Source organism: Mesorhizobium bavaricum, from assembly GCF_056781655.1.
In genome coordinates, this window is sequence record NZ_CM165566.1 from 5,968,066 (window position 1) to 5,986,647 (window position 18,582).

General features: G+C 63.8%; 21 protein-coding genes. 10 read left to right on the forward strand and 11 right to left on the reverse strand.

Annotation, left to right across the window (positions count from 1 at the left end):
- Positions 1–26: 26 nt before the first annotated feature.
- From AC1RZR_RS29165 to AC1RZR_RS29175, 3 genes are read right to left on the reverse strand one after another with little or no spacing between them, the layout of a single operon-like run.
- On the reverse strand, positions 27–1,367 hold the full coding sequence (locus tag AC1RZR_RS29165; RefSeq protein ID WP_481826774.1) for a metal-dependent hydrolase family protein: 1,341 nt from the start codon (positions 1,365–1,367) through the stop codon (positions 27–29).
- A 52-nt stretch (positions 1,368–1,419) separates the two neighbouring features.
- Complete coding sequence (locus AC1RZR_RS29170) at positions 1,420–2,199, reverse strand: alpha/beta fold hydrolase (RefSeq protein WP_481826775.1); 780 nt, start codon at positions 2,197–2,199, stop codon at positions 1,420–1,422.
- Entirely contained in the window at positions 2,196–3,074 is an 879-nt protein-coding gene (locus AC1RZR_RS29175; protein ID WP_481826776.1) for a fumarylacetoacetate hydrolase family protein, read from the reverse strand. The genes AC1RZR_RS29170 and AC1RZR_RS29175 overlap by 4 nt, the downstream gene beginning before the upstream one ends.
- 224 nt (positions 3,075–3,298) lie before the next feature.
- Here AC1RZR_RS29175 and AC1RZR_RS29180 point away from each other — a divergent pair, with 224 nt between their 5' ends.
- Positions 3,299–3,970 (forward strand): FadR/GntR family transcriptional regulator, encoded by a 672-nt coding sequence (locus AC1RZR_RS29180; protein WP_481826777.1) that lies wholly within the window; start codon positions 3,299–3,301, stop codon positions 3,968–3,970.
- 167 nt (positions 3,971–4,137) lie between these two features.
- The gene (gene rsgA, locus AC1RZR_RS29185; protein WP_481826778.1) at positions 4,138–5,175 is read left to right on the forward strand and encodes a ribosome small subunit-dependent GTPase A; all 1,038 of its coding nucleotides are present in this window, start codon (positions 4,138–4,140) and stop codon (positions 5,173–5,175) included.
- Between the two features lie 26 nt (positions 5,176–5,201).
- Here rsgA and AC1RZR_RS29190 read toward each other — a convergent pair whose 3' ends face one another.
- The gene (locus tag AC1RZR_RS29190; protein ID WP_481826779.1) at positions 5,202–5,624 is read right to left on the reverse strand and encodes a GFA family protein; all 423 of its coding nucleotides are present in this window, start codon (positions 5,622–5,624) and stop codon (positions 5,202–5,204) included.
- Between the two features lie 75 nt (positions 5,625–5,699).
- Positions 5,700–6,233: a sterol desaturase family protein gene (locus AC1RZR_RS29195; RefSeq protein WP_477273618.1), complete on the reverse strand. Its 534-nt coding sequence runs from the start codon at positions 6,231–6,233 to the stop codon at positions 5,700–5,702.
- Between the two features lie 191 nt (positions 6,234–6,424).
- On the opposite strand from AC1RZR_RS29195, the gene AC1RZR_RS29200 reads away from it, so the two are divergent.
- Both AC1RZR_RS29200 and AC1RZR_RS29205 read left to right on the forward strand, forming a co-directional pair.
- On the forward strand, positions 6,425–6,895 hold the full coding sequence (locus AC1RZR_RS29200) for an NUDIX hydrolase (protein WP_481826780.1): 471 nt from the start codon (positions 6,425–6,427) through the stop codon (positions 6,893–6,895).
- Positions 6,896–7,312: 417 nt separating this feature from the next.
- Positions 7,313–7,711, forward strand: a complete 399-nt coding sequence (locus AC1RZR_RS29205; RefSeq protein WP_481826781.1) for a GFA family protein — start codon at positions 7,313–7,315, stop codon at positions 7,709–7,711.
- Here the strand turns inward: AC1RZR_RS29205 and pobA are convergent.
- The 6 genes from pobA to pcaD are packed head-to-tail and all read right to left on the reverse strand — an operon-like array spanning position 7,708 to position 12,517.
- Positions 7,708–8,877 (reverse strand): 4-hydroxybenzoate 3-monooxygenase, encoded by a 1,170-nt coding sequence (gene pobA, locus AC1RZR_RS29210; RefSeq protein ID WP_481826782.1) that lies wholly within the window; start codon positions 8,875–8,877, stop codon positions 7,708–7,710. The two genes, AC1RZR_RS29205 and pobA, sit on opposite strands and share 4 nt — an antisense overlap.
- A complete protein-coding gene (locus AC1RZR_RS29215; protein ID WP_477273610.1) occupies positions 8,877–9,929 on the reverse strand; it encodes a 3-carboxy-cis,cis-muconate cycloisomerase in 1,053 nt (350 codons plus the stop codon). Before AC1RZR_RS29215 ends, pobA begins: the two co-directional genes overlap by 1 nt.
- 19 nt (positions 9,930–9,948) lie before the next feature.
- Positions 9,949–10,563, reverse strand: a complete 615-nt coding sequence (gene pcaG / locus AC1RZR_RS29220) for a protocatechuate 3,4-dioxygenase subunit alpha (RefSeq protein ID WP_481826783.1) — start codon at positions 10,561–10,563, stop codon at positions 9,949–9,951.
- Positions 10,563–11,318: a protocatechuate 3,4-dioxygenase subunit beta gene (pcaH, locus tag AC1RZR_RS29225; protein ID WP_481826784.1), complete on the reverse strand. Its 756-nt coding sequence runs from the start codon at positions 11,316–11,318 to the stop codon at positions 10,563–10,565. The genes pcaG and pcaH overlap by 1 nt, the downstream gene beginning before the upstream one ends.
- Positions 11,308–11,715, reverse strand: a complete 408-nt coding sequence (gene pcaC, locus AC1RZR_RS29230) for a 4-carboxymuconolactone decarboxylase (protein WP_477273604.1) — start codon at positions 11,713–11,715, stop codon at positions 11,308–11,310. Before pcaC ends, pcaH begins: the two co-directional genes overlap by 11 nt.
- Positions 11,708–12,517: a 3-oxoadipate enol-lactonase gene (gene pcaD / locus AC1RZR_RS29235; RefSeq protein WP_481826785.1), complete on the reverse strand. Its 810-nt coding sequence runs from the start codon at positions 12,515–12,517 to the stop codon at positions 11,708–11,710. Before pcaD ends, pcaC begins: the two co-directional genes overlap by 8 nt.
- Before the next feature lie 93 nt (positions 12,518–12,610).
- Between pcaD and pcaQ the strand changes: the two genes are divergently transcribed.
- From pcaQ to AC1RZR_RS29265, 6 genes are all read left to right on the forward strand, one after another.
- Positions 12,611–13,528: a pca operon transcription factor PcaQ gene (gene pcaQ, locus AC1RZR_RS29240; RefSeq protein WP_481826786.1), complete on the forward strand. Its 918-nt coding sequence runs from the start codon at positions 12,611–12,613 to the stop codon at positions 13,526–13,528.
- 331 nt (positions 13,529–13,859) lie between these two features.
- Positions 13,860–15,137: an ABC transporter substrate-binding protein gene (locus AC1RZR_RS29245; protein WP_481829137.1), complete on the forward strand. Its 1,278-nt coding sequence runs from the start codon at positions 13,860–13,862 to the stop codon at positions 15,135–15,137.
- Between the two features lie 21 nt (positions 15,138–15,158).
- Entirely contained in the window at positions 15,159–15,902 is a 744-nt protein-coding gene (locus tag AC1RZR_RS29250; RefSeq protein WP_481829138.1) for an ABC transporter ATP-binding protein, read from the forward strand.
- Positions 15,899–16,627, forward strand: a complete 729-nt coding sequence (locus AC1RZR_RS29255) for an ABC transporter ATP-binding protein (RefSeq protein ID WP_481826787.1) — start codon at positions 15,899–15,901, stop codon at positions 16,625–16,627. The genes AC1RZR_RS29250 and AC1RZR_RS29255 overlap by 4 nt, the downstream gene beginning before the upstream one ends.
- Positions 16,624–17,520: a branched-chain amino acid ABC transporter permease gene (locus tag AC1RZR_RS29260; protein ID WP_481826788.1), complete on the forward strand. Its 897-nt coding sequence runs from the start codon at positions 16,624–16,626 to the stop codon at positions 17,518–17,520. The genes AC1RZR_RS29255 and AC1RZR_RS29260 overlap by 4 nt, the downstream gene beginning before the upstream one ends.
- Positions 17,517–18,581 (forward strand): branched-chain amino acid ABC transporter permease, encoded by a 1,065-nt coding sequence (locus AC1RZR_RS29265; RefSeq protein ID WP_481826789.1) that lies wholly within the window; start codon positions 17,517–17,519, stop codon positions 18,579–18,581. Before AC1RZR_RS29260 ends, AC1RZR_RS29265 begins: the two co-directional genes overlap by 4 nt.
- Position 18,582: the final 1 nt, after the last annotated feature.

Below are 18,582 nucleotides of genomic sequence, written 5' to 3' on the forward strand. Positions count from 1 at the left end.
CGACGAGGATGGCTGGTCGAGCAGGCTCATGCAGTCAGCCGCCGGCGCTGCTCGTTCATGCGCGGCGCCTTGTGGAACTTGCCGTCCTTCATGATGGCAAGGATGCGGTTCTTGTCCTGCAGGATGCGCACGTCGGCGATCGGATCACCGTCGACCAGCAGGATGTCGGCGAGATAGCCTTCCTTGATCAGGCCGAGTTCGTCGCCCATGTTCATGATCTGGCCGCCATATTTGGTGCCGGCCTGGATGGCTTCCATCGGCGAGAAGCCGAGCATCTCGACGAAGGTCTGGATGTCCTTGGCGTTGGTGCCCTGCGGTGTCCAGGCAAAGCCGTAGTCGCCGCCGATGCAGACGCGGATGCCGCGCCTGTGCATCTTCTTCATCGTCTCGATGCACATTTCGAGTTCGCGCTCATATTCGAGCGACAGCGGCGAGCCCGGCTTGATGCCCCATTGCTCGGCATGGCGTGCGGTGTTGATCAGCCAGGCAATGCCGGGCGCGACGAAGTGCTTGTCCTTGACCGCCTCGAGCATGTCGAGCGCTTCCTCGTCGGCGAAGGAGGCATGGTAGATGTTCTGGATGCCATGGCGGACGCACTGCTTGACTGAGCCGGACGAGCGCGCATGCGCCGACAGCACTTTGTTGCGGCAGCGCGCCTCGGAGGCCGCCATGGCAACCTCCTCTTCCGACATCGGCGTCTCCTCGGCGCCCATGCCGGTGATGCTCTCGCCGGACAGGTTCAGCTTGATGGAATCGACGCCGTATTTGATCAACTGGCGCACGGTGCGACGGATTTCCTCGGGGCCAGAAACGACGATGCCGAGATTGAGGCCTTCGTGCGGAATGTGCGACGGCGCGGAATCGCCGAGGCCGCCGACCGTGGTGATCTCAGGACCCGCGGCGAGATAGCGCGGGCCGGGAAAGCGGCCCTGGTTGATGAATTTTTTGGCGACGACATCGAGACGCGGCTTGGCGGCGGCCGCACCCCGGCCGGCGGTGAAGCCGGCATCGAGCACAAGTTTGGCCATTTCCATGGTGACCAGCATGTGCTCTTCGATCTCCATCATCTGGATGGGATCGATGCCCGGCGCATTGTTCCAGGATAGATGCAGATGCGCGTCGATCATGCCGGGCATCAGCGTCGCGCCCATGCCGTCGATCGTCGTGACGCCCCCTGGTGCACCGCCGCTGTAGGAAGACGACGAGGACGAGCCGAAGCGTGACGAGCCCTTGGTGATCTGCTTGATGCGGTTGCCCTGCACCAGCACCTCGCCGGTGTAGGGATATTCACCGGTGGCGTCGAGCACGCGCACATTGGTGAAGAGCGTGCTGCTCGAACCGTTGCCGTTCCAGCTGTCGTCTGCCATCACAAGCCTCCCAACTTGCCGAGCGCGTAGTTCTACGCCCGATCCAAAATCGTCACCTATCAACCCGTCTCAAAAAATCGGCGAGCTTCTGGCTGCTTTCGCGCGGGCTTTCCACCGTGGCCCAGTGCCCGCACCGATCCAGTGACGAGAATACGGCGCCCTTGATCTTGTCGGCAAGCGCCTGGCCGACACCCGCCGGATTGACCGTGTCGGCGTCGCCGGTGACGAGCAGCGTCGGCGCCGAGATCCGCCGCGCATCGACCGCGCTCACCTTGGCCAAGGCCTCACAGGTGCGGGCGTAGGATTCTGGATCCTGGCCGGTGATCGATTCCCGCACGAAGGCGACAGCGGCAGGCGAGGTTTCCCTGGTGTGCGCCGAGATCGCATTGGCGACGATCTGGTCGGCGATATCAGCAATGCCGCCCGAGCGCGCCAGCCGTGCCCGGTTGGCAAGACCTTGTCGCGTTGCTTCCGCCGGCTCGGCAAGGGCGCCAAACAGCGCCAGCGAGGCGACCAGCGAGGGCTGCGTTGCCGCAATCTGCTGGCAGACGATGGTGCCCATCGAATGGCCGACGAAATGCGCTGTAGTGACGCCCATGCCGGCCATTGCGCGGACCACGGCCTCGCTCATCAGTTCGATGGTCAACGGTTCGATCGGGCGCGGCGAACGGCCGGAGCCCGGCAGGTCGAGCCGGATAACGCGGTAGCCGGAAAGCGCCGCCATCTGCGGCTGGAACATGTTCGAGGTGCCGCCGAGGCCATGGATCATCACAACGGCAGCGCCCTCGCCGACAACTTCCGCAACGACCGGGCCAACTGTCACCGTCGTCATTGCGCATACTCCGCGAAGCGGTTTTCCAGCGTGCCGATGCCGTCTATCTCGATGCGCACGACGTCGCCGGCCTTGAGATATTTCGGCGGATCGAAGCCGATGCCGACGCCGACCGGCGTGCCGGTGGCGATGATGTCGCCGGACTTCAGCGTGATGCCCTGCGACAGCGTGGTGATGATGGTCGGAATGTCGAAGATGAGCAGCGATATCCGGGAATCCTGGCGCAGATCCCCGTTGACGAAGCAGCGGATGCCGGCGGTCGCCAGGTCGAGCTCATCCCTGGTCACGGCCCACGGCCCCATCGGACAGAACGTGTCCTGCGACTTTCCGATCAGCCACTGGCTGTATTTGCCTTGCAGGTCACGGGCGGTGACGTCGTTGACGATGGTGTAGCCCCAGACGTGGTCGAGCGCATCCGCCTTCGAGATGCCGCGCCCGCCCTTGCCGATGATGACGGCGAGTTCGGCCTCGTAGTCGATCGCCGTCGAGACGGAGGAATCGATCAGCACACTGGCATGGTTGGCGACGACCGATTCCGGAACCTTGGAAAAGATGATCGGGTGTTTCGGGATCGCGCCGGCGCCGGCGCTGGAATCGAAGCCGCTGCGCGCGAACTCCTGCGCATGCTCGTGATAGTTCTTGCCGACGCAGAAAATGTTGCGGCGCGGCTGCGGGATCGGCGCCTCGATCTCGACCTGCGCCAGCGGGATCGGCGACAGGGTGCGTGGCATGCCGGCGCCATTGCCCTCGATCAAGGCCAGGATGCCGGCCTTGGCCTGATCGACGGCAAAATCGAAAGGCGCGACGGTCTGGGCATCAAGGTCGACAAGACCCACGCGACGTTCGCCGGCGATCGAAAAAGTCGCGACCCGCATCCGCATCCTCCCTGAACCAATACTGAGCCAATTTTTCGCTCTTTCGTTACACGCTATCGCCGATTGGTTTAGGCCGCAAGCGGAATCTGACTTGGTCTGACCAAACGCATTCGTTGGCAAGCCAATGGACTTCTGCGGGGATGCCGGCAATCCGGCCGAATGGACGAAGGCTTCGGAAGCTGATATCTATGGTTCAATACCGGATCAGATAAAAGCAGCCAAATATGCCAAAGCTCGTCGCCAACGATATCGCCACTGCCCTGAAGAAACGCATCTCTTCAGGCGAATGGATCGAGAATGGCCGTATGCCGCCGGAGCGCGATCTGGCGAGCGAATTCGGCGTCGCGCGCAACACCGTGCGGCGCGCCGTTTCCTTCCTCGAGGATGATGGCACGGTGGTGCGGCATGTCGGGCGCGGAACCTTCCTGACCGCCACCAATCCGGGCTCGATGGCGGCCACCGTCGGGCGGATGGAAGGCACCAGCCCGGCCGACATGATGGAGATCAGGCAATTGCTGGAGCCGGCGGCAGCATCGTTCGCCGCCACCAATGCCAGCGCCACCGAACTCAACGCTGTGCGCGAAGCGCACAAGATCGCCTCCGAATCCCAGGACATGCCGACATTCGAGCACTGGGATGCCGAGTTCCACCACCGCATCTTCGCTTGCTCGCGCAACGACTTCCTCAAGGAGATCCACAATCTGATGCGCATCCTGCGCAATCAGGCGCCATGGTTCGAAATGAAGAAGCGATCGTTTTCGGAAGAGCGGCGCAGCGTCTATTGCAGCGAGCACCAGATGGTTCTCGATGCGCTGCTGCGGCGCGATCCCGAGAGCGCCAGCCAGGCAATGCTGGCGCATCTGAGAACCGTCGAGCGCAATCTGCTGGGGCGGTAGCAGCCAGGATCGGGATAGGTGCCGAGCAGAAGCTTCCTGCTCGCCTGTGGCCACGGCCCGGCTTGCCAAATGCCGCCATGCCGCCCATACACGGGCGGGGCAATCCGCCCCACCCCATTCGCGCCCACCCGCCAGGGATACTGTCCGATGTCTGCGACGCCGTACCCTTGGTCAAAGCCGTGACGGAGCGCTCAACGCCATCGCTTGCCAGTCTGGGCTGGACGGATTTTTTCGGCGACCAGCTCGAGCCCGGCGAAGCCAATCTCGTCCCGACGCGGATCGCCACAGTCCATCGCGACCGCCTGACCGGCCTGTCTCAGGCAGGACCAATCGACCTGACGCTGCCGGCGCAGGCGAACACCGGTGACTATGCCGTCGGCGACTGGGTGCTCGTCGATGCGCATGACAGCCTTGTGCAGCGCCGCCTGACGCGCAAGACCGTGCTGGAACGCCGCACCCAGGGTGGCAGGGTGCCGCAACTTGCCGCGGCCAATGTCGACACGCTGTTCATCGTCACCTCCTGCAATGCCGACTTCAATCCCGCCCGGCTCGAGCGCTATCTGGCGCTGGCCAACGAGGCTGGAACGACGCCGGTGATCCTGCTGACCAAAGCCGATACCGTCGCTGACGCCGAGATGTATGAGAGGCAGGCTGCGGCGCTGCAGCGTGGATTGGCGGTCGTGACGCTGAACCCCCGCACATCAGATGCGGCAACCGCCTTGGCTGCCTGGTGCGGCGCGGGCCAGACGGTCGCGCTGGTCGGCTCTTCCGGCGTCGGCAAATCGACGCTGGTCAACACGCTGGCCGGATCGGCACAGCAATTGCCGCAACAGACCGGAGACATCCGCGAACACGACGCCAAAGGACGCCACACCACCACGTCCCGATCGTTGCACGCCATCGCCGGTGGCGGCTGGGTGATCGACACGCCGGGAATGCGAACGCTGCAGGTCAGCGACGTCGCCTACGGCATCGACACGCTGTTTGCCGAAATCACCGAGCTCGCGCCGCTCTGCAAGTTCCGTGACTGCACGCATGTGCATGAGCCGGGCTGTGCGGTGCAGGCTGCCTTGAAGGCCGGTACGCTCGATCCGGAACGTCTTGCCCGCTGGCGAAAACTGTCCGACGAAAACCAGAACAACACGCCGGTTCAGAGCGGCCCTCGCGGAGCCAAAACTCCCGGCGGCCGCGGCAAGAGGCGTTGAAGGGCTGAGGCACGCCACCCCGGCCTTTAGCCGTTGCGTGATCGCGAGTAGCTCGTGAGATCTCCCGTCAACAGGTCCCAGTCGAGAGCCTCGCTCGTCCAGACATGGAAGGTTGGAGGGATCGCGCTCGGGTTGTCCAAACTGACTGTCATTACGTCGAGTTCGTCGGGTGAGTCGTCCCGGCGATAGGTCAGAGGTGACCCGCATCGGCCGCAGAAGCCGCGGGTGACGCCGGGTGAAGAGGCGTAGTCGACCGGCGCACCGCGGGTGTAGCGAAAACCTGCCGATGGCACACCAATGAAGGGGCGCCGGGGCGCCGATGCAGCGCGCCGACAGGTCTCGCAATGGCAGATGCCGCTGCTGATCGGTTCGCTCTCAACGATATAGCGCACCGCGCCGCAAAGGCATCCACCCTCCATCCATCCTCCGGCGTTGACCAATTCGACCATTCCACGCGACCGGCCTCATCATCGACAGTATGAACTCGACTCGGCCAACCGCCACCTCAATTTCCAAACGGGCTCTCAGAGCCGCGCCGTGCCGAAAACCCGATCCCAGAATATCGACGTCACGCCGAAATTGGCGTTTTCGTCGACATGGTGGTGCACGGCGTGGCGGCGCTTGAGCGTGTAGAGATAGCTCGGATGGGTGGGATGCCAGTGATGAATCATGTGATGGACACTGATGTACCAGAGATATCCCAGCATCAGCCCGCAGCTTACCGCGCTCGCGGTTGCGAAGTCCGAGACCACCCAAACGGGCACAAACGCGACCAGGGCATGCACTCCGAGGCTGAGCCAGGTCGGCGTACCCACCGAACTGCGCTCCTCGACATGGTGACGATCATGCAGGTCCTTGATGTAGGGAATGTGGTGAAGGACGAACCTGTGCAAGAGGTATTCGGTCAGCGTCCAGAGGCCGAGACAGGCGAGGACCGTGCCTATCCAGCCTGGCGCACTCTCTTCGCCGGCCTCGAACAACCCGACCACTGCCAGCACGGCGATCACCAGTGGATACACCACGAAGTCGCTATAGTAGCCAATAAGACCGAGTTGCATCGTCACGCCCTATCTAGCCTTCGAGCCGCCAAACAAGCGATGGTGTCAGATTGCCGGACTCGCGGACGAGGAGCAATGCAGCCGCACCTGACATAGCGTCGCAATCATCTGGCGCAAGGTCGGCAGCCATGATCCAGGAGAATCGGTAGACCGCCGCCTTCGCAACCAGATTCACAAACGGACATTAAAAAATGGCAAAACGCAGTGCGGGGTTGCTGATCTACCGTCAAGGCGACGGCAGTCTTCAGGTGCTGCTGGTTCATCCAGGCGGACCGTTCTGGGCGAAGAAGGACGACGGCGCGTGGTCGATACCGAAGGGTCTCGTCGGTGAGAACGAGGACGCGTTGGCGGCAGCGCAACGCGAGACCGAGGAAGAGCTCGGCGTCAAGGTCGATGGCCCCTTCGCGCGGCTCGGCGACTACAAGCAACCGGGCGGAAAGATCGTCACGGCCTGGTCCGTCGAGGCGCGTATCGACATCGACGTGGCCACCATCAGGAGCAACACTTTCACCATGGAATGGCCGCCAAGGTCGGGATCGATGAAGGAATTCCCGGAAGTCGACAGAGCCGGATGGTTCACCTTGCCCGAGGCTGAGGTCAAAATCCTCAAGGGGCAGCGGCCGATTCTGTCGGATCTTGCCAGGCAGGATGACGCTGAATGATGATCGCGGCGGTGCGGCCCTTAAAGCGCGCCGCGCCTTAAGGTTTCGTTTTTTGCATTTCGTTGCCCCAAAACCGGGACCACTTTTTGGGCGACATGCATTAGGCTGCAACTCATAAAAGCGAAGCGACAATCTGATGGCCGCCAAGGCCGTGCTCGACAAGAAGGCGCCGCCGGCCCTTTCATCGGTATGACGGGCCTTGGCGCCAGCGGCCCGGCGGAGAAACTCTACGAGCATTTCAATATTGCCACCAAGGCGGTAGTAAATGCAGCTTAGAAACAACTCCTCTCGCACGCGAGAACAATCGCTAGCGCCGAATGTCGCAATTGAGCGCCAGCTCGGCGCATCTCATGGCGACTCTCTCACTACTCCCGGTACAAAGTATTGGTCAGGTCAGTTGACTCATGGAGAATTTGCATGCGTGGTCATTGCTTATGTGGCGCTATTGCTTTTGAAGTCGATGGCCCGGCACAAGCATGCGTGAGCTGTCATTGTGAAAGTTGTCGGCGGCAATGTTCTGCGCCGATGACCACCTACATTGGCGTCTTGGACAGCCAATGGCGATGGCTGGGCAAGTCACCGAAGGTATTCAACTCTTCTCCCGGTGTGGAAAGAACATTTTGCGATAAATGTGGCTCGCCGCTGTCCTTCCGCTCAAAGAACATGTCCGGTGTCATACATTTTTTTGCCGCAGCGATGGAGGAGCCGGAAAAATTTGCGCCCACGCTGCATGTCGCTTTTGAGGAGAAGCTCCCTTGGTTGAAACTCGCCGACGGCCTGCCGACACGGTTTGGGCCTGACTATACGAAAAACTAGTAAGGCAGGCCGACATAGTTCTCGGCCAGCGCAGTCGACGCTGCACGCGAGTGCACGAGGTAGTCGAGCTCGGCTTCCTGGATGCGCTGACCGAAATCGCCGGTGTCGGGAAAGCGATGCAGCATCGTCGTCATCCACCAGGAAAAGCGGACCGCCTTCCAGACCCGCGCCAGCGCCTTGCCTGAATAGGCGTCGATGCCGGCACGCGATTTCTCAACGTAGAAATCGCGCAAACCGGTGAAGAGATAACGCACATCGCTGGCGGCGAGATTGAGGCCCTTGGCGCCGGTCGGCGGCACGATATGGGCGGCGTCCCCGACCAGGAACAACCTGCCGAAACGCAACGGCTCGGCCACGAAGGAGCGCAGCGGCGCAATCGATTTTTCGAAGGATGGACCGGTGACGACGCCTGCTGCCGTCTGCTCCGGCAGGCGGCGGCGCAATTCGTCCCAGAAGCGGCCGTCGGACCACGCCTCGACACGGTCGCCCTCGGGGCACTGCACATAGTAGCGGCTGCGGTGCGTCGAACGCATCGAGCACAGCGCAAAACCCCGCTCATGATTGGCGTAGACCAGTTCGTGATCGGCAGGCGGCACTTCAGCCAGCACGCCGAGCCAGCCGAACGGATAGTGGCGCTCGAAGGTTTTCAGCGCAGGTTCGGGTACCGATCTGCGGCTGACGCCGTGGTAGCCATCGCAGCCGGCGATGAAGTCGCAGTCGATGCGATGCGTGACGCCGTCCTCGTCATAGGTGGCAAAAGGCGCCTCGCCGTCGAAATCGTGCAGCGTAACGTTCGCCGCCTCGTAGATCGTGGTCAGTCCTGCCGCAGCGCGCTTGTCCATCAAATCATGCGTCACTTCGGTCTGGCCATAGACAGTGACGTGCCTTCCCGTCAGCGCCTCGAGGTCGATGCGGTGCAGGCGTCCGTCGAAGGCGAGCGAGATGCCGGAATGCGGCAGCCCCTCGGCGTGCAGCCGTGCAGCGACACCCGCTTCCTCCAGCAGTTCGACGGTGCCTTGTTCGAGCACGCCGGCGCGCACGCGGCCAAGCACGTGGTCGCGGCTCGAGCGTTCCAGAATGACAGTCTCGACGCCGATCGTGCTGAGAAGCTGGCCGAGCAGCAGGCCGGACGGTCCGGACCCGACAATGAGAACCTGTGTGCGCATCAGTGCCCGAGACTTTCGATCTGTCCGGCCAGTTCGGCGGCAAGCCGCAGCGATGCGGCTGTCGCCACCACCATCTGCGGCAGCAGCAGCCATTCCAGCGTCCAGGCGGCGCCCGACCGCTCCTGCTCATGCACCAGCGCCTGATGCATGCCGGAAAGCTGCGTGGCGTTGAAGCGGGCCAGCGCCGCCAGCGCCTCGGCCTTCACCGGGTTCTGCTTGTGCGGCATGGCCGACGAGCCGCCGCCGCCCGAAAGCGCGATGTCGGTTGCGCCTTGCGCCATCAGCGCAATGTCCTGGCCGAACTTGCCGAGGCTACCCGTTACCAGCGACAGCCAGCCGGCAAAATCGGCGAGCGCATCGCGCTGGCTCTGCCATTGCGGCGCATTGCCGAGGCTGAGCCTGAAGGCAAGCGCCGCACGGACGGCTGGCGCCTTGTCGCCGAGTTTTTCGAGCGTGCCGGCCGCACCGCCGAACTGCACGACGAGCAATCGCCGGGACTGCTCTGCCAATCGCGATTGATGGCGCTGTAGCGGCGCCCGCCATGCGGCAATGCGATCCGCCACCGTGATCGGGATCGCCGGCTGCATCCGCGTCATCGCCATTAGCGCCCTGCCCCCGAAGCGCTCTTCGATCGAGGCGAGGCGCATGACGGTCTCGGTCAGCAGCAGGCCGAGATGCTCGACGACGGATTTCAGCCGAAGCATCAGGCCCGTATCGATGACATCCTGGCTGGTCGCGCCGAAATGAACGGAGGCGCCATGCGGTTCGCCGACCGCCGCCCTGATCTGGCGCACCAGCTCCGGCACGATGACGCCGTCCCTGGCCACACCGGCCCGCAGCAAAGCGGTGTCGGGCCGGAACGTGCCAAGCCCCGCCACGATCGCTGCCGCCGCAACTTTGGTGATGATCCCGTTTTCCGCCTCCACTTCGGCCAGCGCACGCTCGAAGGCCAGCATCGCTTCGATTTCCGCCTCGACGGAAAAATGCCGGCTCGCTTCCTCGTCGCCGAGAAGAGCGGAGAGCAATGGATGGTCGAAGGGCGATACGGTCATATCTTGTGTCTCCTGAGCATCAGCTGTCGAAGAAGACCGTTTCCTTCTCCCCCTGGAGATGGATGTCGAAGACATAAATATCGCCGGTGCGCTCGGCGATCAGCGTCGGCACGCGAATGCGGTGCTCGATGCGCGCCAGGATCGGATCCTCGGCATTGGCCTCTGCCTCGTCGGAAAAATAGAGCCTTGTGTGCAGGCCGAGATTGATGCCGCGGGCGACGATCCAGAGCGTGATGTGCGGCGCCATCAGGCGGCCATCCCTAAACGGAACGCGGCCCGGCTTGATCGTGTCGAACGCGCACAGACCGGTGTCCATGTCGGTCGGGCAGCGGGCCCAGCCGAAAAAGTTCGGATCGGCCGTGCCGCGCAGTTCCGCCGGCGAATTGTAAAGCCCGTCCGCGTCCGCCTGCCAGATCTCGATCAGCGCGTCCTTCAGCGGCGTGCCGGTGCCGTCTAGCACCCGGATGCGCAGGCCGATGCGCTCGCCCCTGGTCTTGTCGTTGACCATGGCCGCACCAAGATCGCTCGCATAGACGCCGCCGATGCCGCAGAAATTGGGCGTGAGCCCGATATGAACGTAGGGTCCGGCGGTCTGCGAAGGGCTTTCCCTGAGCCGGTCGAGCGACTGGGCCATTAATTGCCCTCCAGCCTGTTTTCGAACAGCGACGAGCGGCGCCCGCGCAGCACGATGTCGAACTTGTAGGCACGCGCGTCGAAGGGGATCGTCGCCTGCATGTCGAGCGTGGCGATCAGCGTTTCGATGGCCGCCCTGTCGGGGATGCCGCGCGCGATCGGACAGTGCCAGATCAGCGGGTCGCCCTCGAAATACATCTGCGTGATCAGCCGCTGGGCAAAGCCGTGGCCGAAGACCGAGAAATGGATGTGCGAGGGCCGCCAGTCGTTCGGCCCGTTCGGCCAGGGATAAGGACCGGGCTTGACGGTGCGAAAGGCATAGCCGCCATCCTCACCGGTGATGGCGCGGCCGCAGCCGCCGAAATTCGGGTCGAGCGGCGCGAGATAGCCGTCCTTCTTGTGGCGGTAGCGGCCGCCGGCATTGGCCTGCCAGAATTCGAGCAGCGCGCCAGGCACGCCTACACCGCGTTCGTCGAGCACCCGTCCATAGACGATGATGCGCTCGCCGAGGGCGCTCTCGCCGGGTCTGGCGAAATTGTGGATCAGGTCGGCGTCGAGTTCGCCGAGCATGGCGTGACCGAAGACCGGGCCGGATATTTCCGACAGCGTGTTGTCGAAGGCGAGCGGCGCCTTCTGCGGCGAGCGCAGCACGGAGGTCTTGTAGTTCGGCGTCAGCGCCGGCGGATGCCAGGTCCGGTCGCGCTGGAAGAAGGCGCCGGTCTCGGGCCTCCGGTTCGAGCCGGACTCAGCGGGCATTCCTGGCTCCGTCCATTTCCGAAAACACGTCCTTGGCGATCTTGAAGGCACGGTTGGCGGCCGGCACCCCGGCATAGATGGCGACATGCAGGAACGCTTCGCAGATATCGTCGCGCGAGGCACCGGTGTTGACGGTGGCGCGCACATGCATGGCGACCTCCTCATCATGGCCGAGTGCGGCCAGCAGCGCCAGCGTGACGATCGAGCGTTCGCGCTTGGTGAAGGCCGGCCGTGCCCACACCGTTCCCCAGGCGGCCTCGGTGATCAGTTCCTGGAAAGGCTGGTCGAAATCGGTGGCGGCAATCTCGGCCCGGTCGACATGCTGGTCGCCGAGCACGGACCGCCGCACCGCGAGGCCCGTGCGATATCTGGCGGCGTTGCCGGGGACTTCATCCATGGGTTTCTGCTCCAGGGGCAAGCGATGCGATAAAATTGCGGATCAGGGCGACCAGCGCTTCGGGCTGTTCGACACAAGGAATGTGTCCGGCGTCGCGGATGATCTCGAAGCGCGCGCCGGGAATGAGAGCCGCCAGCGAGCGGACAAGGTCAGGAGGCGTCGAGCCGTCCTGATCGCCGGCAATGCAAAGCGTCGGCACCGCGATGCGGCGTGCTGCGTCAGTGAAATCCGCGTCGCGCACTGCCGTGCAGGTCCCGATGTAACCGGCAAGCGCTTGCCGGGTCATCATGTTCCAATAGCCGTCCAACTCGGCCAGCCGCGCCGAGTGGAAGGCGGGGGTGAACCACACCTTGAGCACGCCATCGGCAATGGCCTGGATGCCCTTGCTTTCGACCGTCGCGATGCGTGTGTTCCAGCTGTCCGTCGTGCCGATCTTGTGGGCTGTGTCGCACAGGATCAGGCCTTCGACCATTTCAGGGCGCCTGTTATAAAATCCTTGCGCGATCATGCCGCCGACCGACAGGCCGCACAGCACGACCTTGCCCAGCCCGAAATGATCGATGAGCGCGCAGAGATCATCGACATGATCGTCGATCGACCTGATGTCGCCGATATCGGAGAGCCCGTGGCCGCGCTTGTCGTAGACCAGCAGAGGCATTTCTCCGCCCAGAATCGACAGGACCTGGTCCCAGATCCGGAAGTCGGTGCCGAGCGAATTGATGAACACGACCGGGCGAGCACTGCCGTTCGCCTCGATGCGACGGTGGTGCAGCGTCATGCCGCCGATGGTGACAAATGGCACGATTTCGGTCCTCCATCTCCACATTGCACAAGGCATTTGGTTCGGTAAAATGATATTTTGCGCCATTTCATTAACTCAGGGGTTATCAAAACCGTGTCCGAGAGCCGCATCCGCTTCCGTCACCTGCAGGCATTCCTGGAAGTTGCGCGGCAGGGAAGCGTGGCGAGAGCGGCCGATCTTCTGCATGTCAGCCCACCGGCGGTGACCAAGACGTTGCGGGAGCTGGAAGAGGCGCTCGGCGTGGCGGTGGTCGAACGCGATGGCCGCGGCATCAGGCTGACGCGCATCGGCGAGATCTTCCTTCGCCATGCCGGCACGGCGATCACGGCGCTCAAGCAAGGGGTCGATTCCGTCAGGCAGGACGGGGCGATCAACCGTCACCCGATCCGGATCGGCGCGCTGCCGACGGTCTCGGCGCGGGTGATGCCGCTTGCCATGACCCTGTTCCTCAAGGAGGGCACCGGTGCAGCGATCAAGATCGTCACCGGCGAGAACGCGGTGCTGCTCGAACAATTGCGCACCGGCGCACTCGATCTCGTTGTCGGGCGGCTGGCAGCGCCCGAGAACATGACCGGTTTCTTCTTCGAGCACCTCTATTCCGAACAGGTGCTGTTCGTGGTGCGGTCGGGACATCCGCTGCTTGATCCGGAGCAGGATGTGTTCGCGCGGCTCGACGAATTCCCGATGCTCATGCCGACGCGGGAATCGGTCATCCGTCCCTTCGTCGACCGGCTGTTCATCACCAACGGCATGACGGCACCGGCAACCGAGATCGAAACCGTCTCGGACTCCTTCGGCCGTGCCTTTCTGCGACAGAGCAACGCCATCTGGATCATTTCGGCCGGTGTCGTTGCCAACGAACTCGGCAGTGGCGCCTTCGTCGCGTTGCCGGTCAACACCGAGGAGACCAAAGGGCCGGTCGGCCTGACGATGAGGACGGACACGGCACCCTCGCCGGCCTTCTCCATCCTGCTGCAGACCATCCGCGAGGCGGCAAGGCAAGGCAGCTGACGACGCGAAACTTCCAACCGGACGTCGTTTCAGCTGCGCGGTTTCCTAACCCAGAGGTTAATGAAACACCGCAAAATATCATTTTACCGAACCAAACCCGTAGTGCACTGTGACGATGGAGGATCAAAAATCGTGCCATTCGTCGCCATCGGCCACACAGCGCTGCAGCCTTGCCAGATCGGGGCGAACTGCCATGCGGCCATCGATGCATGGCAGGGAAAGGTGGCGGTGGATCACCGTCTCAAGCGTTGAACGAACCGGTGGTTGCCGCAATGCGCCACCACAGAGGGAGGAACAGATGACCCACGCCAGCAGAGCCACCATTCCAGGCATGTCGCGACGCCAGTTCATCGCTACATCGATCGCCGGCGGCGCGGCGCTCACGCTTGGCAGCCGCAGTGCCTTTGCGCAGGCCGGCGACACGCTCAAGGTCGGCTTCGTCAGCCCGCGCACCGGTCCGCTCGCCGGTTTCGGCCAGACCGACGGCTATGTGCTCGATCTGGCCCGCAAGGCGCTGGGCGGCGGCCTCGACATCGGCGGCAAGAAATACAGCGTCGAAATCCTCGACCAGGACACGCAGTCCGATCCGTCACGCGCCGGTCAGTTGGCCAAGGACCTGATCAACAACCAGGCCATCGACCTGATGCTGGCGGTGTCGACGCCCGAGGTGATCAATCCGGTGGCCGACGCCTGCGAAGCCGCCGGCGTGCCGTGCCTGTCGACAGTCATGCCCTGGGAGGCATGGTATTTCGGCCGTGGCGCCAAGCCCGGCGCGCCCTCGCCGTTCAAATGGACCTATCATTTCGGCTTCGGCGTCGGCGAGTTCTTCAAGACCTACATCTCGCAATGGAATCTGATCGAGACCAACAAGAAGGTCGGCGTCATGTATCCAAACGACGCCGACGGCAACGCCATCCGCGCCAACCTGGCGCCGCTGCTGGCCAAGCAAGGCTTCACCATCGTCGATCCCGGCGCCTATGAGACCGGCACCACCGACTATTCCTCACAGATCGCGCTGTTCAAGCAGGAAGGCGTCGAGATCTTCAATTCCTTCCCGATCCCGCCGGATTTCGCCGCGTTCTGGCGCCAGGCGGCACAGCAAGGCCTGATCAAGCAGATCAAGATCTGCCAGGTCGCCAAGACCGGGCTGTTCCCGTCTGACATCGAGGCGCTCGGCGATCTCGGCATGAAGATTTCGAGCGCCGCCTACTGGCACAAGGCCTTCCCGTACAAGTCGCCGCTGACCGGCGTTTTGGGCACCGAACTGGCCGACGGCTATGAGGCGGCGAGCGGTAAACAATGGACGCAGCAGCTCGGCGCCTCGATGTCGTTGCTCGACGCCGGCTTCGAGGCTCTGAAGGCAAGCAGCGACGCCAAGGACAAGGCGGCAGTGGCAAAGGCGCTGAGCCAGCTCAAGACCGAGACGATGATCGGCAAGGTCGACTTCACCAGCGGCCCGGTGGCCAACGTCTCGCCTGGCCCGATCATCGGCACCCAATGGGTGGCCGCCAAGGAAGGCAGCAAGTTCCCGCTCGACTATGTCGTGACCGAAAACGCCACGGACCCGAAAGTGCCCGTCGAAGCCAAGCTTCTGCCTTACAACGGCTGATGGACCGCTGACGAGGATCGCCTGGTGACCCATCCGAAACAACAGGCGATCCTCGCGGCCGCCGGTATCCACAAGCGCTTCGGCGCACTCGTTGTGCTGGATGCTGTCGATTTCACCATGGCGGCTGACGAGGCGGTCGGCATCGTCGGCCCCAACGGCGCCGGCAAGACGACGCTGCTCAGCGTGCTGGCCGGGGCCTTTCCACCAAGCTCAGGCACGGTCAGCTTCAAGGGCGGCGATGTCACGCCGCTATCGGCGACGCAGCGCTGCCGGCTCGGGCTGGTGCGCACGCACCAGGTGCCAAAACCGTTCAGCGGCATGACCACCTTCGAGAATGTCTTCGTCGCCGCCTCGCATGGCGCCGGCCTCGGCCGCGACCAGGCCTATGAGGAAGCACTCGGCTCGCTGAAACTGTGCGGCATGCTGGGCGTCGCCAACCGGCGCGCCGAGACGCTCGGGCTGCTTGACCGCAAACGGCTGGAACTGGCGCGGGCGCTCGCTGCAAGACCGACGCTGCTGCTGCTGGACGAGATCGGCGGCGGATTGACCGATGGCGAAGCCGGCGAACTGGTCGACACGATCAAGGAATTGCGCCGGCGCAAGATCGGCATCGTCTGGATCGAGCACATCGTGCATATCTTGCTGCAGGTGGCCGAGCGGCTGATCTGCATGGACGCCGGCAAGATCATCGCCGACGGCGAGCCGCAGACGGTGATGGCCGACCCCGAGGTCGTTCGCGCCTATCTTGGCGGAGGCCCGAAATGAGCCTGCTGTCGGTCGAGAACCTGGTTGTCCGACACGGCCTGCTGCAGGCGGTGCGTGGCGTCAGCTTCAGCATCGAACGCGGCGAAACGCTGGCGCTGGTCGGCGCCAATGGCGCCGGCAAGACGACGCTGCTCCGGGCGATCGCCGGCGCGCATCAGCCGGCGGCTGGCCGCGTGCTGCTGGACGGCGCCGATCTCACCAGCGTGCCGTCGCACCGACGTGTCGGCATGGGTATCGCGCTGGTGCCGGAAGGGCGAAAACTGTTCGTGCAGATGACGGTCGAGGAGAACCTTCTGCTCGGCAAGACCGCCGGCCGGCCGGGCGACTGGAGCGTCGACAAGGTGCTGGAGATGTTCCCCAATTTGAAGCCGCGCCGCCATGCCAGGACGGGCCACCTCTCGGGAGGCGAGCAGCAGGCGACGGCGATCGGCCGCGCTCTGATGAGCAATCCGGACGTGCTGCTGCTCGACGAGGTTTCGCTCGGCCTGTCGCCGCTGATCGTCGATCGTGTCTATGCGGCGCTGCAAGGGTTGATGGCTTCGGGCACCACGATCATCCTGGTCGAACAGGACCTCAATCGGGCGCTTGCGGTATCCGACAGGGTCATCTGCATGCTCGAAGGGCGTGTCGCGCTCGAAGGGCCGAGCATGGAGGTTTCGCGCGACGAGGTGACGAAAGCCTATTTCGGCCTGCACCGGAAAAGCACCGGGAGCGTTCCGGCATGAGCAACCAGATCATCCAGGGCATCCTTCTCGGCGGCTATTATGCGCTGATCGCTTGCGGCCTGTCGTTCATGTTTTCGGTGATGCGCATCATCAACCTCGCCCATGGCAGCCTTGCGGTGTTCGCGGCCTATGCGCTGTGGTGGCTGGCCTCGCGGTTTCACATCTCGCCCTTTGTCGGCCTGCTCATCGTCCTGCCGCTGATGGCGGCGATCGGTTGGGCGCTGCAGCGCTTCCTGCTCGACCGCAGCGCGCGCGGTGGTGCCCTGCTGCCGATCCTGACGACATTCGGCCTCGCCATCGTCATCGACAATCTGCTGTTCGAACAGTTCGGCGCCGACACCCGTTCGCTGGCGCCCTATATCGGCAGCCTGTCCTATGATTCCTGGGAATGGCCGGGCAGCATCTATGTCGGCAAGCTCGCCGTGATCATGTTCGCTACCGCCGTGATCCTGCTTGGCGGGTTGCAGCTGTTCCTTACCCGCACCCGGCTTGGCCGCTCGATCCGCGCCACGTCGGAAGACCCTGACACCGCCGGCCTGGTTGGTGTCGATGCGCGCCGTGCCAACGCCATTGCCGCCGCCATCGCCATGGTCACGGTTGGTCTTGCCGGCGCGTTCCTGGGCATGCGCGCCACCTTCGATCCCTATGCCGGCACGCCGCAATTGCTGTTCGCCTTCGAGGCGGCGGTGATCGGCGGCGCCGGTTCGCTGTGGGGAACCTTGATCGGCGGCATCGTGCTGGCGCTGGCGCAGACGCTCGGCGCGCAAGTGCATCCGCAAGGGTTTCTGATCGGCGGCCACGCTGTCTTCCTCGTCGTGCTGTTCGTGCGGCTGTCCGCGTCCGGCATCGGCTTGCGCGGGCTGTTGCGCCTGCCATCCGGGAAGACGCCATGAGCGCTTCCGTCCCCATGCCTATCATCGAGCGCGGCACCGCGACGTCGCGGATCGCTGCGATTGCCGTCGCCGTCATCATCGCGCTGCTTGCGATCGCACCGCAGGTCCTGTCGGCCGGCGCGGTCGACCGGATGACGGCGCTGTTCATCTATGTGATCCTGGCGGCGATGTGGAACGCACTGGCCGGCTTCGGCGGCCTGGTCTCGGTCGGCCAGCAGGTGTTCTTCGGGCTCGGCGCCTATTTCGCCATCCGGCTTGCCGATGCAGGCCTCAACCCGTTCCTGGCGCTGTTCGCCTCGGGAATTGTCGTCGGCATGGTGTCCATCCCGCTGTCGCTGTTCATGCTGCGGCTCAGAAACGGCGAGTTCGCCATCGGCATGTGGGTGATCGCGGCACTGACGCATCTGCTGGTCAATCTCGACCGGCTGGTGCAGGGCGAAACCGGCACCTCGCTGATCTCGCTCAATGTCTACGATGCCGGCACGAGGCGGGCAACGATCTACTGGCTGGCGCTGGCGTCGATGACCGCGCTGCTGGCCATCCTGTTTGGCCTGCTGCGCGGCAGCACCGGTGCCGCGATCCGCGCGATCCGCGACAATGAGGACGCCGCCGCCTCGGTCGGCGTGCGCGTCACCGGTACCAAGCGGCTGCTGTTCGTGCTTGCCGCCTTCGGCATCGGCATTGCCGGCGCGTTGTGGCTGGCGACCTCGATCACCTTCCAGCCGAAAACCTACTTCAACGTCCAATGGACCGCCTACATGATCTTCATGGTGCTGGTCGGCGGCATCGGCACTTTCGAGGGTGCCATACTCGGCGCGCTGGTGTTCTTCCTCATCGAGACGTGGTTCGGCGGCACCGGCGTCTGGTATCTGGTCGGCCTTGGCGCCACGGCCGTGCTGTTCTCGCTCTTCCTGCCGCGCGGCCTGTGGGGGACGATCGAAGAGCGTTTTGGCCTGCGCCTGCTGCCGGTCGGCTACCGCGTCAGGCTTCCCACGGATCCCACCGATGGCGACGCGACGTCTTCGCCACAGCAAGCCACAACATTTCGGGAGAAGGCATGAC

Bases quoted from the DNA above. Each gene is read 5' to 3' on its own strand.
- pobA (WP_481826782.1), bottom strand. From the start codon at position 8,877: ATGCGCACACAGGTTCTCATTGTCGGGTCCGGACCGTCCGGCCTGCTG.
- AC1RZR_RS29180 (WP_481826777.1), top strand. From the start codon at position 3,299: ATGCCAAAGCTCGTCGCCAACGATATCGCCACTGCCCTGAAGAAACGC.
- AC1RZR_RS29195 (WP_477273618.1), bottom strand. From the start codon at position 6,233: ATGCAACTCGGTCTTATTGGCTACTATAGCGACTTCGTGGTGTATCCA.
- AC1RZR_RS29165 (WP_481826774.1), bottom strand. From the start codon at position 1,367: ATGGCAGACGACAGCTGGAACGGCAACGGTTCGAGCAGCACGCTCTTC.
- AC1RZR_RS29170 (WP_481826775.1), bottom strand. From the start codon at position 2,199: ATGACGACGGTGACAGTTGGCCCGGTCGTTGCGGAAGTTGTCGGCGAG.
- pcaC (WP_477273604.1), bottom strand. From the start codon at position 11,715: ATGGATGAAGTCCCCGGCAACGCCGCCAGATATCGCACGGGCCTCGCG.
- AC1RZR_RS29255 (WP_481826787.1), top strand. From the start codon at position 15,899: ATGAGCCTGCTGTCGGTCGAGAACCTGGTTGTCCGACACGGCCTGCTG.
- pcaH (WP_481826784.1), bottom strand. From the start codon at position 11,318: ATGCCCGCTGAGTCCGGCTCGAACCGGAGGCCCGAGACCGGCGCCTTC.
- AC1RZR_RS29175 (WP_481826776.1), bottom strand. From the start codon at position 3,074: ATGCGGGTCGCGACTTTTTCGATCGCCGGCGAACGTCGCGTGGGTCTT.
- AC1RZR_RS29205 (WP_481826781.1), top strand. From the start codon at position 7,313: ATGCGTGGTCATTGCTTATGTGGCGCTATTGCTTTTGAAGTCGATGGC.
- AC1RZR_RS29245 (WP_481829137.1), top strand. From the start codon at position 13,860: ATGTCGCGACGCCAGTTCATCGCTACATCGATCGCCGGCGGCGCGGCG.
- AC1RZR_RS29265 (WP_481826789.1), top strand. From the start codon at position 17,517: ATGAGCGCTTCCGTCCCCATGCCTATCATCGAGCGCGGCACCGCGACG.
- pcaG (WP_481826783.1), bottom strand. From the start codon at position 10,563: ATGGCCCAGTCGCTCGACCGGCTCAGGGAAAGCCCTTCGCAGACCGCC.
- AC1RZR_RS29215 (WP_477273610.1), bottom strand. From the start codon at position 9,929: ATGACCGTATCGCCCTTCGACCATCCATTGCTCTCCGCTCTTCTCGGC.
- AC1RZR_RS29190 (WP_481826779.1), bottom strand. From the start codon at position 5,624: ATGGTCGAATTGGTCAACGCCGGAGGATGGATGGAGGGTGGATGCCTT.
- AC1RZR_RS29260 (WP_481826788.1), top strand. From the start codon at position 16,624: ATGAGCAACCAGATCATCCAGGGCATCCTTCTCGGCGGCTATTATGCG.
- AC1RZR_RS29200 (WP_481826780.1), top strand. From the start codon at position 6,425: ATGGCAAAACGCAGTGCGGGGTTGCTGATCTACCGTCAAGGCGACGGC.